The organism is Clavibacter rahimiani (assembly GCF_052654495.1).
Genome location: NZ_CP199790.1, coordinates 2550318 through 2566627 on the forward strand (window position 1 = coordinate 2550318; position 16310 = coordinate 2566627).

Consider the following 16310-nt stretch of genomic DNA (forward strand, 5'->3'; position numbering starts at 1 on the left):
CGAGACTGGGGGCATGCCCTCCGCTCGCTCCCTCCGCCTCACCGCGCGCTCCGGCGCCGCCCTCGCGCTCGGCGCCACGGCCCTCGCACTGGCGGGCTGCTCGAGCGTCACGGATGACATCGCCGACATCTACGCCATCACGTACGAGGTGACGACCACCGGCGCCGCCGACGGCGGGCTGACCGACGTGTCCTACGCCGAGGCGTCCCACCGCGGCCGCCCGTCGATCGTGCAGGAGGTGGGCGACGCCCCGCTCGCGCCGGGCGACGACTCGGCGAGCCGCGTCTGGTCGGTCGAGTCGGTCGTCACCGCGGAGGACTGGGCCTTCGTGCAGGCGACGCCGGTGGACGGCGAGGCGCTGACCTGCCGGATCCTCGTCGACGGCGTGACCGAGATCGCCACGTCGACGGCCGCCCCCGGGCAGCCCGTGACGTGCCAGGTCCCGACCGCGCCGTTCGGCTGACCGCGCCCGTCGGTCCCGGCAGGCGCCGTCGCCGCCGTCAGTACTTCGCGGACTGCCCGCCGTCGATGGGCAGCACGGCCGCGTTCACGTAGGCCGCGTCCGCCGAGAGCAGGAACGCGACGACCGAGGCGATCTCCTCGGCCTCGCCGTAGCGCTTCGTCGGGTTGCCCTGGATGAACTGCTCGGCCGCGCCGCGCGGGTCCTCGGCGCTGAGCTGCTTCATCGACGCCTCGACCATGGGGGTCCAGATGGCCCCGGGCGCGATCGCGTTGACGCGGATGCCGAACTCGCCGTACTCGACGGCCGAGTTGCGGGTGAGGCCGACGACGCCGTGCTTCGCGGCCGCGTAGCCGGACTGGTTGCCGACGCCGCGGATCCCGCCGACGCTCGCGGTGTTCACGACCATGCCGGAACCCTGCCGGCGCATGACGGCGAGGACCTTCTCGAGGCCGAGGAACACGCCGCGCAGGTTGATCGCGACGACCCTGTCGAACTCGGCGGCCGTGAAGTCCTCGGTGAGGTTCTGGCGGCCCTCGATGCCGGCGTTGTTGAAGAAGCCGTCGATGCGGCCGAAGCGCTCGACCGTCCGGCTGACGTACGCGTCGACGTCGGCCTCCTGGGACACGTCGGCGACGACGGTGAGGACCTCCGCGTCGGGCGAGCCCGCGCGGACGGCCTCGACAGTCGCGGTGACGCCCTCCTCGGAGATGTCGACGAGGGCGAGCTGCGCGCCCTCGGCGGCGAGGCGGACGGCGGCGGCACGGCCGAGGCCGGATCCTCCGCCGGTGATGAGGACGACCTGGTCGGTGAAGCGTGTGGTGGTCATGGGGTCTCCTGACGGGTGGGGCGGCGGCCCGCACCACGTGGGCGGAGCCACCGTCCATGCGATCGCATGGACATACCTACCGTAGGTCGGGATTCTGGGCGCGGGCTCCGTCCGAGCGGAGGCGGCGCTCCGCGACCCTGCGGATCACGACGAAGGCGAGTCCCGCCAGCACGATGTGCACGAGCACCAGCGCGATCGCGTCGGGCTCGGCGAACGCGACGTCCCAGCCCGACGGCGCCCATCCCGTGCCGCCGAGGACGATCCGCGTCACGGTCAGCTGCGTCCAGTGGAACGCGACGGCCACGAGCAGCGCGCCCTCCACGGGGATCCGCCTCGCGGCCACGAGCGCCAGGCCGAACAGCACCAGCTGGACGACGTACACCGCCGGGTCCTGGCCCTGCGGGAACACCCGGAGCGGTCCCGGATCGCCGCCGGTGACGATCGCGAGGAGCGTGCGGACCGGCGCGATCACGACGCCGAGGAACGGGAACAGCGCGGTCGTGAGGAGGGTGGCCGTCACGAGCCCGAGGCCGTCGCGCAGGTTGGTCCACACGTACCCGCGGAGGGCGAGCTCCTCCGGGACCGCCTCGTACAGGGCGAGCACCACGCCGTTCAGGAGCAGGAAGCCCGCGAAGGCGGCGAGGTCGAGGGCGTCGACGCGGATCCAGCCCAGCAGGCCGGCCGGCACCCACGTGATCGCGCCGGTCGCCGCCCCCACGCCGACGCCCAGCGCGAGCGGCCGGGCGACCCGCCGCGCCAGGCCGAGCGTGCGGAGGCTGCGGCGGTCGAGCCGTCGCCGCAGGAGCACCACGGCGGGCAGCACCAGCGCCGACATCAGCACCGCCTGCACGACGACCTCGACGAGGAGGCCCGCACCCGTCGTCCGCGTCACGGCATCGGCGACGCCGATCGCGAGCCCCAGTCCGACGCCCAGCACGACCCAGCCGAGGAGGGCGACGAGGACGGCGCGGATCCACGGCTGCGGACGTCCGGCCTGCGCGTCCTCGTCCGGACCGTCGTCGCGGAGCGGGGCGTCGGCGTGCGGCGGATGCGAGGAGGAGGTCACGGTGCTCGTCTCGTCGGGCGGCGGAGGGACGACCCCCATGGTCACCGCCCCCGCCGCCCGCGCCACGCGCTCGCACGGCGCGGCCCGCATCGGGGGCGCCGGATCAGGCCGCGGGCGCCCCCTCCGTGAAGTCGAAGACCAGGACGCCGTGCGGATCGGGCGCGAGCAGCGGCCCGACGAACTCCTTGAACGCGGCGTGCTGGGCGTCGATGCGGGCGGGGTCGGAGATCAGCGGCTCGCCCAGGTAGAGGTTGCGGTCGCCCTCGGAGGAGAAGGTGAGCACGAAGCCGAGCTCGAAGCCGCGGCCGACGCCCTCGGGGCTCGACTGCGGGCCCGCGTGCAGCGAGCGGATGTAGGTGCCCGAGCCGTCGGGATGCGGCGAGTCGGCGAGCGCGCGGAAGCGGCGCTCGACCTCGTCGTGCGATCCGGGCGCCGCGTCGTCGCGGAGCCGGAAGAGCACGACGTGGTGCACGAGGCCGGGGACGTGGTCCCGGGCGGTCAGCTGGGCGTCGGTGAGGGCGGGGCGGTCGGGGTCGGGCGATCCGGTGGTCATGCGTCGAGCCTGGCCCCACCGGGCGCGGACCGCCCGGTGCTGGCGGCCCCCGTCCGGGCGCTGTCGCCGGCGGACGCCGGGCCGTAGCCTGAGCGCATCCGGCGAGGCGACGAGGAGGCCGCATGGGCGCACCCGGCGATGGCCCGGCATCCGTCCGCTCGGACGCGCGCACGTCCGGCGACCGCGCCCCTGCCCGCGACGACGATGCGCTCGCCCGGCGGCTGCGCGACGACGAGGTCGCGGCAGGCCAGCTGGAGGCGCTCCGCCGCGACGCCTACGGCCGGGCGGCGACCGACGCGCGGCTCGTCCCCGTCCCCGACGAGCTGCGCCGCGTCACCGGCATCGAGGATCCCGCGCTGCCCGCCCCGCTCGTGGCCCTGCTGACCGAGGAGGCGCGGCTCGTCGCCGAGGGCCGGACCCTGCTCGACGGCGATCGCCTCGCCCGCGTCGAGCCCGCCGACGAGCCCGCCGACGGGCCCATCGGCGACCACCGCACCGGACCGGCGCCCGCCGGCTCGGTGCCGCATGGAGGAGTGCACGCGTCCAGCGGTGCCGACGCGCACGCCGCCCTCCACCCGCGGACCCGCCCCCTCCGCCGACGCACCGTCGTCGCCGCGGTCGCCGCGGCCCTCGTGATCGGCGCCCTCGGCGGCACCGTCGCCTCCGACCTGCGTGACGCCACGGATCCCGCCACCGCCACCGGCACCTCCGCCGGCGACGGGCGCGGCTCGCGCGTCGAGGCGATGGGAACGCCCGACGGCCGTCGCCCGTCCGCCGCCTCTGCCCTCCCCGCCTTCACCGCGCCGCCGCCACCGCACGTCGCCGCGACCGAGGAGGAGCTCGCCGCCGCCTACCGCCAGGAGGCCGACGTCAACTGGAGGATGTGGACCGAGGGGGTGCCGGACGCGGTGCGGCCGGACGTCGCCCTCGAGCGGGTCATGTCGGAGGAGGACTACCCGGTGCAGCAGGTGGAATGCCTGACGGCGGCGGGGATCCGGGCCGAGGCGACGGGAGACGGCGGCCTCGCCTACCAGGACGGCGATCCCGTCGCGATCTGGGCCTGCGCGACGCGGTTCCCGATGCAGCTGCCCGACCCGCTGACCGACGCCGAGCTCGCGTACCGGCACGACTACATCGTCTCCTTCGTCCTCCCCTGCTACGCCGTGGAGGGGTCGCCGTACATGGACGCCGTGCCCGCGCGTGAGGACTTCGTGGCACGCGCACGGTCGGGCACCCCCTGGTTCCCGTACCCGGATGGCATGGACAACGCCCTCCTGGAGCGCTGCCCGTCCGAGCCGCCGGCGTGGCGATGACCGACGACCCGACGCCGGACGCCGCCCTGCACCGTCGGCTGCGCGACGCCCCGGGAGCGGCAGAGCGGCTCGCGGGCCTCCGCCGAGCCGCGTACGGGCGCGACGGATCCCACGACGGCGCCGCCGAGGCGCTCCTCGCGGAGGAGGCGCGGCTCGTCGACGAGGGGCGGCGGATGCTCGCGGACGAGTCCGAGGCGCGCACGGAGCCGACGCCCGGGCCGCCGACACCCGCGGAGCCGGCACCAGGGCCGCCGACGCCCGACCCGCCGACGCCCCGCCGCGCACCGCTGACCCGCACGACCCGGGACCGCGCACCCCTCGCGCACGCCCGCCGGCTCCTCCGCCCCGGGCCGGTGGCCGCCGCCGCGGTCGCGATCTGCGTCGTCGCGGGTCTCGGGTCCGCGTCCGCGTCCGGCCTCCTCAGCGACGACGACAGCTGGCGCAACCAGGAGCCCACCTCCACCCCGGGTCCGCCCAGCACGCCGGATCCCCGCATCGGCCAACCCGTCCCCGCGTTCACGGCGGAGCCGCCGGACCCGTTCACCGAGCAGCTGACGGCGGCGCAGACCGCCGAGGCGCTCCGTGAGCAGGGCGACGCCCTCTGGAGGAACACGGCGTCGACGTCCCCGGGCGCGGTCCGCCCCGACGTCGCCACGGAGCGCGTGATCCCCGACGCGGACTGGCTCGCCCAGCACGCCGCGTGCCTGCGGGAGGCGGGCGTCGACGTGACGCTGATCGGCACCGGACCGGACCAGCGGCTCAGCGACGCGGAGATCGACCCGGTCGTGGACTACAGCTGCTCGGTGCGCTTCCCGCGGGCTCCGGCTGGCCCCCTCACCGACCCCGCCCTCGCCTACCTCCACGACTACTTCGTGTCGTTCCTCATCCCCTGCTACGCCTCCGAGGGCGAGCCCTACGAGGACGAGGTGCCGGATCGCGCCACCTTCGTCGCGCGGGCCCGCAGCGGCGACTGGTGGCAGCCGACGCCCTCCTCGGACCACCGCATGCTGGAGTCGCTCTGCCCGTCGGCGCCCGCGCGCCTCCCCTGAGCCGGCACCGCGCGTGACCCGCCGCCCCGCCTGCTGAGGACGCTTCTCACCGCGGTTAGGGTGGATCCCGTGCGCGCCCTCCTCGGACCCCGGCCCCGCGCCACCGGTCCGCGATGACGGATCCGCGCTCGCCCTACGAACCCGACGACGGCGCCTCGCCCTTCGACCGCCCCGCGCGCCCCCGCCGCGAGCGCACCCGCGACCGCCGGGCACGCGAGAGCGCGGCTGCCCCCGCCGCCGTGACAGCACCCGAGGCCGCGGCCCCCGCCTCCGCCATCGCGACCGCCACCCGCCCCCGCGACGCCCACGCCGCGCAGCACCACGACCACGACCACGGATCCGCCACCGCAGGCCCCTCCCGCCCCGCGACCCCCACGGGCCTCCGCAGCGGCCTCGCGACGGGCCTCGCCCTCGTCCTCCTACTGCTCGCCCTCCGCGCCGCCTCCCCCGCCCTCGGCGACAGCGTGCTGCCCGACCGGCTGCAGGACCTCGTCACGCTGTCCGTGAGCGTCATCGTGGAGTCGCTGCCGTTCGTGATCCTCGGCATCGTCCTGTCGATCGCCGTGCAGGTGTGGGTGCCGCCGGGCGTCATCGAGCGCCGCCTCCCCCGCAACCCGTTCGCGCGCCGCGCCTGCATCTCGTTCCTCGGCATGGCGCTGCCCGTCTGCGAGTGCGGCAACGTGCCGCTCGCGCGCGGGCTCGTGGTGCGCGGCTTCACGGTGCCAGAGTCGATCACGTTCCTGCTCGCGGCGCCGATCCTCAACCCGATCACCATCATCACGACGCACGCGGCCTTCGGCTGGGACGGCTGGATCCTCGTGGCCCGGATCGTCGGCGGCTTCCTCATCGCGAACGTGGTCGGCTGGCTGTTCAGCCTCCACCCGCAGCCCGACCGGCTCCTCACCGACGAGTTCCGCGCCGAGTGCGCCCTGCCCGACACGCACGCGCACGGCAGCGCGCGCGTCCGGAAGTCGATCTCGCTGTTCGGCCGCGAGGCGACCACGATCATGCCGGCGCTCGTCATCGGCTCCCTGCTGGCCGGCCTCATCCAGGTCGCCGTGCCGCGCGAGGTGCTCGTCACGCTCGGCGGCAGCCCGATCCTGTCCGTGCTCGCGCTGATGCTCCTCGCCTTCGTCGTCTCGGTCTGCTCCAACGTGGACGCGTTCTTCGTGCTCTCGTTCGGATCCGTGTTCCTGCCCGGCGGCATCGTCGCGTTCCTCGTGTTCGGCCCGGTCATCGACGTGAAGATGCTCGCGCTCATGCGCACCACCTACTCGACCCGCACGCTCGTGATGATCACCTCGGTCGTCGCGCTGATCAGCCTCGCGCTGGGATGGGGTGTCAATGCGATCGCCTGACGACCGGATGCCCGAGGACCAGCAGCCCGACGGCCGCACCCCCGACGGCCGGACCTCCTTCGCCCTGCGCCCGGTCGGACGCCGCCGCGCGGCCGGCGGGCGCGCCTCCTCCACGGTGGGCCTCGTGCTGCTCGCGGCGTGCGTCGTCTCGACGCTGTGGCTCACGATCACCGGACAGCTCGGCCTCTACATCCACCCGCGCTACTTCGTCTTCACCGGCATCATGGCCGTGATCGGCCTGGTCGCCACCGTCGCCGGCTTCGCGCTGCGCCCCGCCGACGCCGCGGAGGAGCACGACCACGCGCACGACCACGACCCGCTCGGCCTCGCCGCTGCCGCCCCTCCCGCGACCCCGTCGGCCGACCGCCGGCACCTCCGCGCGCGCGTCGGGCGCCTCGCCGTCGCGGGCGTCGTGACGATCACCGTCGTCGCGGTCCTCGTCCTCCCGCCGCGCACCCTCACCTCGAGCACGGTCACGCAGCGCGCCCTCAACTCGAGCACGGTCGCCTCCGACGCCGCGCCCGACGAGGAGCTCCTCGGCACGAGCGACTTCTCCACGCTGGGCGTCAAGGACTGGTCGGTGCTCCTCTCGCAGACCACCGACCCGACCTTCTTCACGTCCAAGTCCGTCGACGTCACGGGCTTCGTGAGCGCCGACCCCGACGACCCGGAGGACGTCTTCTACGTGACGCGCTTCGTCGTCACGTGCTGCGCGGTCGACGCGCAGCCCGTCGGCGTGCCCGTCTACCAGCCGGGCTGGGCGTCCACGCTGGAGATCGACGAATGGGTGCGCGTCACCGGCCCGTTCGCCTCGAACCCGAGCGCGAAGAGCCGCCAGCCGCTCGCGGTGATGCCGCAGGGCGTCGAGCAGGTCGAGCAGCCGGCCGACCCCTACGTCTACTGAGCCGCCCGTGACCGACGCCGCCGCCTCCCCGCGCGCCTTCCGCCGGGCGTTCACCGCCGTGATCGTCGTGCTCACGCTCGTCTGCGGGGGCCTGCTCGCCGTCGCCGGCAGCCAGGGACCGCGGCTCGTGCGCACCGACGTGGATCCGCTCGCCGTCGTGCAGCAGTCCCGCCAGCGGCTCGTGCTCGCGGCGAACCGGCCGCTCCAGCCCGTCGACGCGTCGCGGATCCGGATGGAGCCCGGCGCCGACTTCAGCGTGGACACGCAGGCCGACCGGATCATCATCGACTTCGCCCGCCCACTCGCCTACGACGCCGACTACACGGTCGCGATCGACGGCGTCCAGGGCGTCGGCGGCGGGCCCGCGTCCGACCTCCGCACGTCCTTCCGCACGGGCGACCCGGGCATGTACGTCCTCATCCGCGGCGGCGAGCAGCAGGCCGACCGCATCGTGCGGCAGACGGTGGCCGGCACCGGGTCCGGCGCGAGCGACGTGGTGTTCGAGGCCACCAAGATCCAGGAGTACGCGGTCGTCGGCCAGTCGCTCGTGGTCGCGACGCTCGAGGACGACGGCACGAACGGCCTCGTGATCGCCGCGCTCGACGGATCCGGCCAGGTGCCCCTGCCGCTCCCCGACCGGGGCACGCTGCAGGACCTCCACGCCGAGGACGCGGGCACCACGGTCGGCTTCCGCTTCACGAGCGCCGACGGCGACCGCTACGACGACGCGCTCATGGTCGACGACGTCGCGTCCGGCGCCGCGCCCACGGCCGTGGTCGGGCTCGACGGGCAGGACCTCAGCGTGCAGGCCTGGGGCTTCGTGCCCGGCCGGCCGCAGCTCGTGGCGCACGGGCAGGACGGCGACCTCTTCCTGGTGACGGTCGACGGATCCACGCCCATCGTCCCGCTCGGCCGCCACGGCACGCTCGGCCCGTTCTCCGCCGACGGCACGCGCCTCGCGGTGACGGACCCCGGCTCGACGACCGAGATCGACCTCCGCACCGCGGAGCAGACGACGCTGCCCACCGAGACCGGCGGCGCCGACCTGCAGTACGACGGGGCGATCTCCTTCGTGCCCGGCGACGACGCCGCGGTCCTCCGCGTGCGCACGGCGCTCGATCCTTCGACCGGCGCCGCGACCCAGCGCCTGGTGGTCGTGCGCGGCGGCACGGCGAGCGACGTGTACGTGCCCGCGGATCCGGCGACCCGCATCACGGGCCTCACCGTCACGCCCAACGGCCGCTTCGCGCTGCTCGAGACCGTCCCGGATCCGGCGCGCGGCGCGAGCGATGACTACCCGCGGAACCCGCGCGACACGACGGTGACCACGCTCCTCGTCGAGCTCGCGACGGGCACCGTGACCCGCAGCGTCGCGGGCTTCGAGGTCACGATCGGCTGACCTCTGCGCGCACGGCACGGGTGAGCCGGCACGTGGCCGCACTCGATCGCCTCGCCGGATCACTCCCCTTCACATCGCGGCGAGGACTCCGCCGGGTGTCACTGCTTCCGCCAGGTCCCGCACGAGGTCGAGGTGAAGGAGTAGTCACCCGATCGGATGACCACCTCCGCACGGAGGCCGCTGCTGATGAAGTTGTTGTCGATGATCTCGCCCGCAGCGTCCGTCCGCTCCCAGTAGCAGCCGTCGAGTTCCCCCTCCGTGACGTAGGTCCCCGGCTGGATGTCCTCACCGATGCGCTTGACACCTGCGCCGAACGCCCTGCCGTCGGCGAGAGCGGCTTCTTCCGCGAGGGAGCTGTCCACCCGCGCTCGGACGTCTGCCGCCTTGGGGTGGTCCGGGCAGATGGTGAGGGCTCCCGTGAGCTCCTTGGCCTGGCTCGCGCTGTAGGTCGCCATGTTCGCGTAGCTCCCGAAACCGAGCGAAGCGCAGATGCTCTGCAGCGTGCCGTTGCCGTCGAGACTGGTGATGGCTCCTGACGAGAGCGCGGCCCTCTGCGCCTCGGTGTAGAAGGTGCCGCTCTTCGTCCCGGCCTCGCAGCGGCTCAAGGGCAGCGTCGACGCCCACACCGCCCTGAAGTCGGCGAAGTCATGAGACTTGTACGCCGAGTCCGTGCAGGACATCGACCACGTGTACGGCTTCCCCACGTTCGTCATGCCGTTCTTCACGCGCACCACAGCCGAGTTGATGGCGTCGGTGTCGGTGACCGAGACGTCCTCGAGCTCCTTGATGGCCTTCGCCAGATCGGCGATGGTGTCCCCCGGGGCATAGCTGAGATCCGTGAGCACGAACGCACGGGCCGTAGCCAGGGTCTCGTCGCGAGAGACGAGCGCGTCGGACCGGGCGTCATTCGCTAGGCGGGCAGTACGCACCTGTTCCTCACGGGCTGTCGCCTGCTCCCTCTGCTGAGTCTCGATTCCTCCGACGACCAGGGGGATGCCCACCGCGACGAGGAGCAGCAGGAGGGCGATGCCGCCGCTGATCCACCTCCCTCGGACGGAGCGGATGAAGGCCAAACCAGGCGGCACATCCCGAGCTCCAGTGGATGGGGCAGCCGATGTGGAGTGGTGCTCGGCCTCGCGCGACCCTTCGGGCGATGGGAGGGCGTCCGCGTCATGTGCGACTGGGACAGCGTTCGGCGTCGCATCCCGCTGCACGTTGCGGCGCTCGCCCGTCCATTTCGAGCCATCCCAGTACACCTCGAGGTCGGGATCGGTCTGATCGGGGAACCACCCGGGCGCAGTCGCGGTCACCTCGTCAGCCTGGTCGTGTCGTGCCCATGGGAACAGACCCCGTCCGGGGGCACTCCGGACTCCGAGCGGCGGGCAGGACGTCGGCGCACGGCGCCCGCACGCGCCGACGGCCCCGGCTCCCGGAGGGGAGACGAGGCCGTCGATGCGTTCCGCTGTGATCGCAGGTGGTGCTGTCCCGGCGTGTGCCGGGTGGGTGCTACTTGGTGTTGACGGTGATCTTCGCGATGCCGACGACGAGCTCGTCGGTGACCGCGTCGGTGCCGAAGGTGCTGTTCAGCAGCGCGGCGGCGTCGGGGCTGACCTTGACCGTGGTGCCCTCGAGGACGGCGTTGTCGCCCTCCATGGCAAGGGGCTTCAGGGTCGTGCCGTCGAGGTTGAAGATGTAGACGTCGTTCATGATCTCGCCCTCGCCGACCTGGACCGAGCCCGTGAGGCGGCTGGTTCCGGGGTCGATGACGAAGTCGGTGAGCTTCACGACGGTCTCGCCGGCGGTGAGGCTGATGCCGGAGCCGGCGTGGTCGATCTCGCCCTGGACGTAGGGGCGGTAGTCCATCTCGGGGTCGAAGTAGTCCACGTTGCCGCCGGTGATGGGGAACGCGAGGGTGCCGGTGGCGGCGTCGAGGGTCGCTCCGCCGATGACGCCGGGGGTCAGGCCCAGGGTCGTGAGGGCGCTGGCGAAGCCGGCGTCGAGGGTGACCTTGGTGTCGACGCCGGTGAGGGTCGGGATGGACGCGAGCGGGGTGGGGTTCGCCTCGGTCGTGGCCGACGCGGACGGCGCGGCGGACGAGGAGGACGGGGTCTCGGCGGGGGTGGAGCAGGCGGCGAGGCCGACGACGAGGAAGCCGGCGGTGGCGAGGCCGAAGACGGACTTGGTGAGGTTGCGCATGGGATTTCCTTCGCTGTGTGGACTGGGGATCCGCCCGGTACCCCCGGGCGACACAGGGACTTCGGCACCACGGCGGAACGGGTTGGGGAACGCGCTCCTTTCCCAGGGGAACGCCAGGTTGGGCGGCCGCTCCCCCGAGATCACGGGGCGGAGCACTGCACGGGCTCCCCGGAGGTCTTGACATCCCGACTGTCGCCGATATATCGTCGCTACATCGCGACAGCACGCCGCGATCCCCGACATCACTTGACCGGAAGGAGCGCTCATGCGCATCCACCACCACCACCACGACGACCACGGGTCGTCCCGCTCCCACGACGGATCCCCCGCCGAACGCCACGAGCCCCGCATGCAGCACCACGGCAGCGGCCGCCCGCGGTTCATGCCGGGCCACCCCCTCGCCCGCGGCTTCCACCCCGGCGAGGGCGGCTCCGGCTTCCCCGGCTTCCCGGGCTTCCCGGGCATGGGCGGCTTCGGCGGCCCCGGCTTCGGCCCGGGCCGCGGACGCGGCGGACGGGGTCGCGCCCGCCGCGGCGACGTCCGGCTCGCGATCCTCTCGCTCCTCGCCGAGGCCCCCTCGAACGGCTACGGCCTCATCACCGGCATCGCCGCGAAGAGCGAGGGCGCCTGGCGTCCGAGCCCCGGATCCGTCTACCCCACGCTCCAGCAGCTCGTCGACGAGGACCTCATCGTCGCCGACGAGTCCAGCGCCAAGAGCGTCTACTCCCTCACCGACGCGGGCCGCGCGCACGTCGCCGAGCACCAGGCCGAGATCGACGCCGCCTGGGCCGCGACCACCGACAAGTCCGAGGGCGAGGACGCGTTCCAGACGAGCCTCATGAAGCTCATGGGCGTGGTGAAGCCCCTCATGCACGACGCGACCGACGCCCAGCGCCAGGCCGCGGCGGCGAAGCTCGACGAGACGCGGCGCGCGCTGTACGCGATCCTCGCCGACTGATCCCCGTCCGGCGCAGCCGCGCCGCGCACGACGACGGCCCCCGCTGCGGCGGGGGCCGTCGTCGTGCGTGCGGGAGGCGGGATCAGCTGATCGCGGCCCCCGTGTCGAGGTCGTCGCCCGACTCGAGGTACGGGCCGTCCGACTGCGTGATGTCGATGCCGAGGCCGTCGTCGTCCGCGTCGTCGTCCGCGACGGAGTCGTCGTCGAGCGGCACGACGCGCTCGGCGTCGACCGCCTCCGCGGCGTCGCGCCCGTCGGTGCCCACGGCCTCCTCCTCGTCGATGCCGGTGTCGTCCAGGTCGCGGTCCGCGGGATCGCGGGGGTTCTCGATGTCGCTCACGGTGCTCTCCTCTGCTGGTCGATGCGGCGCGGTCGCGCCGCCCCTCGACGGTACGCGCCCTCGCTCCGGACGACCCGGGATCGAGACGCGGGGAGGCGGATCAGGCGACGGAGACCGTGACCCCGTGCCAGCCGGTCGCGCCGTCGGGCGCGGGCGGCGCCTCGTCGGAGGTCTGCGTCGCACCCGTCGTGTCGGTGGCGCGCACCTCCACGCGATGGGATCCGCTCGTCGCGTCCCACGCGTACGACCACTGCCGCCATGTGTCGGCTCCCACGCCGTCGCCGAGCGTCGCCTCGACCCAGTCGCCCTCGTCGACGCGCACCTCGACGCGCTCGATGCCGGTGTGCTGCGCCCACGCCATCCCCGCCACCGCGACGCGGCCGGCGTCGACCCGCACGCCGGAGCGCGGGGTGTCGATGCGGGAGCCCGTCTTGATGGGGCCGCGCTCGGTCCAGCCGCGCGTCGACCAGTAGGCGACGTCGTCGGCGAAGGTCGTGACCTTCAGCTCGGTGACCCACTTGGTCGCCGAGACGTAGCCGTAGAGGCCGGGCACCACCATCCGCACGGGGAAGCCGTGCTGCTGCGGGAGGGGCTCGCCGTTCATGCCTACCGCGAGGATCGATGCCCGGTCGGGATCCGTGAGCGCCTCGAGGGGCGTGCTCGCGGTCCAACCGTCCTGGCTGGTGGAGAGCACCATGTCGGCGCCGGCGGTCGGGCGTGCGCGCTCGAGGAGCAGCCGGATGGGGTAGCCGAGCCACGTCGCGTTGCCGATGAGCTTGCCGCCGACCTCGTTCGACACGCACGCGAGCGTGGCGACGTGCTCCTCGAGGGGCAGGGCGAGCAGCTCCCGGAAGGAGATCTCGACCTCCTCCTCGACCATGCCGGTGATCCGCAGCCGCCAGGACGCGGCGTCGACCGAGGGCACCTGCAGCGCCGTGTCGATGCGGTAGAAGTCGCCCGACGGCGTGACGAAGGGCGCGAGGCCGGGGATCCCGAGCTCGGCTGAGGCGGGGATCGCGGCGGCGGGGGCGGCGGCGCGCGGGAGCACGAGGGTGCGGCGGAAGTCGTCGACGCGTGCGGCGGCGGCGTTGAGGCCCCGGGCCACGGATCCGGCGACGACGGACGCGACGCCCGCGACCACGGTCATCACGAGGAAGGTGCGGCGCTCGACGCGGGCGCCGCCGCCGGACGTGAGCGGGGCGCGCGCGGCCGGACGGACGATGGCGCGCACGGGCTCGGCCGCCTCGGCCGACGCGGCGGACGCGCGGTCGGCCGCGTCCCGCCAGTCGCGGAGGCGGTCGGCGCCGCGGTGGAGGATGAAGACGCCTGCCAGCATCCCGACGATCGTCGGGATCGCGGCGGCGCCCGTCGCCCCGGCGCGCGTGGTCGCGGCGAGGACGGCGATGCCGGCGAACAGCGCGAGCACGACCACGCCGAGCGGCGGGCGGCGCACCTGCAGGATCCCGGCGAGCGCGGCCGCGACGAGCACGACGACGCCGAGCACGACGATCAGCGCGACCTTGTCGCCCGTGCCGAACAGGGCGATCACCGCGTCCTTCACACCCGGCGGCACGAGGTCGATGACGAGCGCGCCGACCGCGAGGACCGGGCTCGCCGCGGGCGCGACGAAGGCGGCCGCGATCTCGGCGACCGCCAGGACGGCCAGCGCCGCGACGACCCCCAGGAACGCGGACCACGCGCGGAGGGCCGTGCGGGTCACGCGGTGACCGGCTTGCTGTACGGCAGGATCACGTCGAAGCGGCAGCCGCCGTCGACGTTCTGGACGGTGACGTCGCCGTCGTGGGCGCGCACGATGCCGCGGACGATCGCGAGGCCGAGGCCCGCGCCGCCGCCGCCCGACGCGTAGCCGCCGTCGTGGGTGGACTCGGCCTGCACCGCGGGATCCGGCTCGGCGGCCTCGTCGGCGGGCGCGGGCTCGGGGAAGTCCGGACCGAGGGCGGCCCGCTGCGCGGCGCTCCCGGCGTAGGCGCGCGGGGTGCGGGATCCGGTGGAGCGCCAGCCCGCGTCGAACACGCGCGGGAGGTCGTCCTCGGGGATGCCGCCCGCGGTGTCCTCGACGGAGAGGACGGCGAGGTTGCCGGAGTCGCGGTGCGCGGAGATCACGATGCGGCCGCCCGGGAGCGACTGCTGGATCGCGTTCATGACGAGGTTGCCGACCACGCGCGACAGCTCGCGGGGGTCGCCCTGCACCACGAGGTCGTCGTGCGCGGTCACGCCGCGGAGGTCGACCTGGCGCGCCTGCGCGACCGGCCCGAGCTCGGCGACGGTGTCGCTCACGACGTCGTAGAGGGAGACGCGCTCGACGGCGAGCTCGAGGCTGCCCGAGTTGATGCGCGACAGCTCGAACAGGTCGTCCACCATGCCGTTGAGGCGGTTCGCCTGCACGCGGATCTGCCGGAAGTAGCGGTGCTCGTCGTCGACCATGCCGTCCTCGAGGGACTCCGCCATGGCGCGGATCCCGGCGAGCGGCGTGCGCAGGTCGTGCGACATCCACGCGATGAGCTCGCGGCGGCTGCGCTCCTGCGCCTCCATGCGGTCGCGCGCGTCGGCGAGGCGGCGGTTGGCCGCGCTCAGCTCGCGCGCCAGCTGGGCGAACTCGGTGCTGGTGGGGCGGCCGGGCTCGACGGCGGCCTCCTCGCCCATGGACGCGGCGTAGCGGCCGAGCTCGCGGCTGCCGCGCACGAGGGTCATGCCGAGCATGGCGGCCATCACGAGGGAGACGAGCGCGGAGACGGCGGCGACGGAGAGGAACGCGCTGAGGCCGGCGTCGTCGACGAGCATCGTCGCGGTGACGGCGACCATGCCGCCGACGACCGAGAGCACGGCGGCGAGCGCGACCACGCAGATCTGCAGCACGAGCGAGCGGCGGCGGAGCAGGCGCAGCAGGACGCTCGCGCCGAGGCCGACGACCGCGGCGCAGACGAGCGCCGTCAGGACGACGATGAGGAAGGAGTCGGGGGTCACGCGTCGCTCCCGGCGGGCGTCGCGGGGGCGGCCGTCGCGGCGGGCGTCGCCGGCGTCGCGGCGTCCGGGTCGAAGCGGTAGCCCACGCCCCACACGGTGCCGAGGAGCACGGGGTGCGCGGGATCCGCCTCGATCTTCTCCCGCAGGCGCCGCACGTGCACCGTGACCGTGGAGAGGTCGCCGATCTCCCAGCCCCACACCGAGCGGAGCAGGTCGTCGCGCCCGAAGACGCGGCGCGGGTTCCGCAGGAGGAAGGCGAGGAGGTCGAACTCGCGGGAGGTGAGCGAGAGCATCGCACCCGCCTGGTGGATCTCGCGCGCCCCGAGGTCGAGCACGAACGGGCCCGCGACGAACGCGGGCTCCGGCTGGGCCTCCGGCACGGTGCGGCGGAGGACGGCGCGCACGCGCAGCACGAGCTCGCGCGGGGAGAAGGGCTTGGCGAGGTAGTCGTCGGCGCCGGCGTCGAGGCCGTTGACGCGGTCCTCGCCCTGGCCGAGCGCCGTGAGCATGACGACGGGGACGGGCGACTCGGGGTGCTCCGCGCGGATCCGGCGGCACACCTCGAGGCCGTCGAGGCCGGGGAGCATGCGGTCGAGCACGACGAGGTCGGGCATGCGCTCGGTGGCGACGCGCACGGCCTCCAGGCCGTCGGCGACCGTCTCCACCTGGAAGCCGGACGCCTTGAGGTAGCGGCACACGACCTCGTTCACGGTCGGGTCGTCCTCGACCACGAGGATGCGGCGGCCGCGCAGGGGGTCCTGCCGCGTCGGGTCGGTGCGCGCGGACTCGGGGCGTGCCGCGTCGACGCGCGCGGGATCGGAGGTGGGGCTCACCCGGCCAGGATATGCGCCGGTCCCTGATGTGAGCCCGGGCGTGTCCGGCTTGCGAGCGAGCCGTCAC

16 protein-coding genes are annotated in these 16310 nt (G+C 74.3%); 7 read left to right on the forward strand and 9 right to left on the reverse strand.

Annotation, left to right across the window (positions count from 1 at the left end; all coding sequences use genetic code 11):
- Window positions 1–13 precede the first annotated feature (13 nt).
- On the forward strand, window positions 14–463 hold the full coding sequence (locus ACT7CP_RS12060) for a hypothetical protein (protein WP_413963690.1): 450 nt from the start codon (window positions 14–16) through the stop codon (window positions 461–463).
- A 37-nt stretch (window positions 464–500) separates the two neighbouring features.
- On the opposite strand, the gene ACT7CP_RS12065 is transcribed toward ACT7CP_RS12060, so the two are convergent.
- The 3 genes from ACT7CP_RS12065 to ACT7CP_RS12075 form a co-directional block, all read right to left on the reverse strand.
- Window positions 501–1289 (reverse strand): glucose 1-dehydrogenase, encoded by a 789-nt coding sequence (locus ACT7CP_RS12065; protein WP_445442414.1) that lies wholly within the window; start codon window positions 1287–1289, stop codon window positions 501–503.
- Window positions 1290–1365: 76 nt separating this feature from the next.
- Window positions 1366–2355 (reverse strand): CPBP family glutamic-type intramembrane protease, encoded by a 990-nt coding sequence (locus tag ACT7CP_RS12070; RefSeq protein ID WP_445442415.1) that lies wholly within the window; start codon window positions 2353–2355, stop codon window positions 1366–1368.
- Between the two features lie 103 nt (window positions 2356–2458).
- The gene (locus ACT7CP_RS12075; protein WP_445442416.1) at window positions 2459–2908 is read right to left on the reverse strand and encodes a Dabb family protein; all 450 of its coding nucleotides are present in this window, start codon (window positions 2906–2908) and stop codon (window positions 2459–2461) included.
- 122 nt (window positions 2909–3030) lie between these two features.
- On the opposite strand from ACT7CP_RS12075, the gene ACT7CP_RS12080 reads away from it, so the two are divergent.
- The 5 genes from ACT7CP_RS12080 (at window position 3031) to ACT7CP_RS12100 (ending at window position 8931) form a co-directional block, all read left to right on the forward strand.
- On the forward strand, window positions 3031–4221 hold the full coding sequence (locus ACT7CP_RS12080) for a hypothetical protein (RefSeq protein ID WP_445442417.1): 1191 nt from the start codon (window positions 3031–3033) through the stop codon (window positions 4219–4221).
- Entirely contained in the window at window positions 4218–5270 is a 1053-nt protein-coding gene (locus ACT7CP_RS12085) for a hypothetical protein (RefSeq protein WP_445443984.1), read from the forward strand. The genes ACT7CP_RS12080 and ACT7CP_RS12085 overlap by 4 nt, the downstream gene beginning before the upstream one ends.
- A gap of 464 nt (window positions 5271–5734) precedes the next feature.
- Entirely contained in the window at window positions 5735–6628 is an 894-nt protein-coding gene (locus tag ACT7CP_RS12090) for a permease (protein WP_445443985.1), read from the forward strand.
- On the forward strand, window positions 6615–7532 hold the full coding sequence (locus tag ACT7CP_RS12095; protein WP_445442418.1) for a TIGR03943 family putative permease subunit: 918 nt from the start codon (window positions 6615–6617) through the stop codon (window positions 7530–7532). The genes ACT7CP_RS12090 and ACT7CP_RS12095 overlap by 14 nt, the downstream gene beginning before the upstream one ends.
- A 7-nt stretch (window positions 7533–7539) precedes the next feature.
- Window positions 7540–8931, forward strand: coding sequence for a hypothetical protein (locus tag ACT7CP_RS12100; RefSeq protein ID WP_445442419.1), 1392 nt, complete (start codon window positions 7540–7542; stop codon window positions 8929–8931).
- Between the two features lie 98 nt (window positions 8932–9029).
- On the opposite strand, the gene ACT7CP_RS12105 is transcribed toward ACT7CP_RS12100, so the two are convergent.
- A complete protein-coding gene (locus ACT7CP_RS12105; protein ID WP_445442420.1) occupies window positions 9030–10241 on the reverse strand; it encodes a DUF2510 domain-containing protein in 1212 nt (403 codons plus the stop codon).
- Window positions 10242–10437: 196 nt separating this feature from the next.
- The gene (locus tag ACT7CP_RS12110) at window positions 10438–11127 is read right to left on the reverse strand and encodes a hypothetical protein (RefSeq protein WP_445442421.1); all 690 of its coding nucleotides are present in this window, start codon (window positions 11125–11127) and stop codon (window positions 10438–10440) included.
- Between the two features lie 271 nt (window positions 11128–11398).
- Here ACT7CP_RS12110 and ACT7CP_RS12115 point away from each other — a divergent pair, with 271 nt between their 5' ends.
- Window positions 11399–12085, forward strand: coding sequence for a PadR family transcriptional regulator (locus ACT7CP_RS12115; RefSeq protein WP_445443986.1), 687 nt, complete (start codon window positions 11399–11401; stop codon window positions 12083–12085).
- A gap of 82 nt (window positions 12086–12167) precedes the next feature.
- Here ACT7CP_RS12115 and ACT7CP_RS12120 read toward each other — a convergent pair whose 3' ends face one another.
- The 4 genes from ACT7CP_RS12120 to ACT7CP_RS12135 form a co-directional block, all read right to left on the reverse strand.
- A complete protein-coding gene (locus tag ACT7CP_RS12120) occupies window positions 12168–12425 on the reverse strand; it encodes a hypothetical protein (RefSeq protein WP_307506802.1) in 258 nt (85 codons plus the stop codon).
- A 100-nt stretch (window positions 12426–12525) separates the two neighbouring features.
- Window positions 12526–14145: a molybdopterin-dependent oxidoreductase gene (locus ACT7CP_RS12125; protein WP_445442422.1), complete on the reverse strand. Its 1620-nt coding sequence runs from the start codon at window positions 14143–14145 to the stop codon at window positions 12526–12528.
- The gene (locus tag ACT7CP_RS12130) at window positions 14142–15410 is read right to left on the reverse strand and encodes a sensor histidine kinase (RefSeq protein ID WP_413963704.1); all 1269 of its coding nucleotides are present in this window, start codon (window positions 15408–15410) and stop codon (window positions 14142–14144) included. Before ACT7CP_RS12130 ends, ACT7CP_RS12125 begins: the two co-directional genes overlap by 4 nt.
- Entirely contained in the window at window positions 15407–16243 is an 837-nt protein-coding gene (locus ACT7CP_RS12135) for a response regulator transcription factor (protein WP_445442423.1), read from the reverse strand. Before ACT7CP_RS12135 ends, ACT7CP_RS12130 begins: the two co-directional genes overlap by 4 nt.
- Window positions 16244–16310 lie beyond the last annotated feature (67 nt).

Coding starts and splice junctions, on each gene's coding strand:
- ACT7CP_RS12095 (WP_445442418.1), top strand. CDS start 6,615: ATGCGATCGCCTGACGACCGGATGCCCGAGGACCAGCAGCCCGACGGC.
- ACT7CP_RS12060 (WP_413963690.1), top strand. CDS start 14: ATGCCCTCCGCTCGCTCCCTCCGCCTCACCGCGCGCTCCGGCGCCGCC.
- ACT7CP_RS12080 (WP_445442417.1), top strand. CDS start 3,031: ATGGGCGCACCCGGCGATGGCCCGGCATCCGTCCGCTCGGACGCGCGC.
- ACT7CP_RS12075 (WP_445442416.1), bottom strand. CDS start 2,908: ATGACCACCGGATCGCCCGACCCCGACCGCCCCGCCCTCACCGACGCC.
- ACT7CP_RS12065 (WP_445442414.1), bottom strand. CDS start 1,289: ATGACCACCACACGCTTCACCGACCAGGTCGTCCTCATCACCGGCGGA.
- ACT7CP_RS12110 (WP_445442421.1), bottom strand. CDS start 11,127: ATGCGCAACCTCACCAAGTCCGTCTTCGGCCTCGCCACCGCCGGCTTC.
- ACT7CP_RS12085 (WP_445443984.1), top strand. CDS start 4,218: ATGACCGACGACCCGACGCCGGACGCCGCCCTGCACCGTCGGCTGCGC.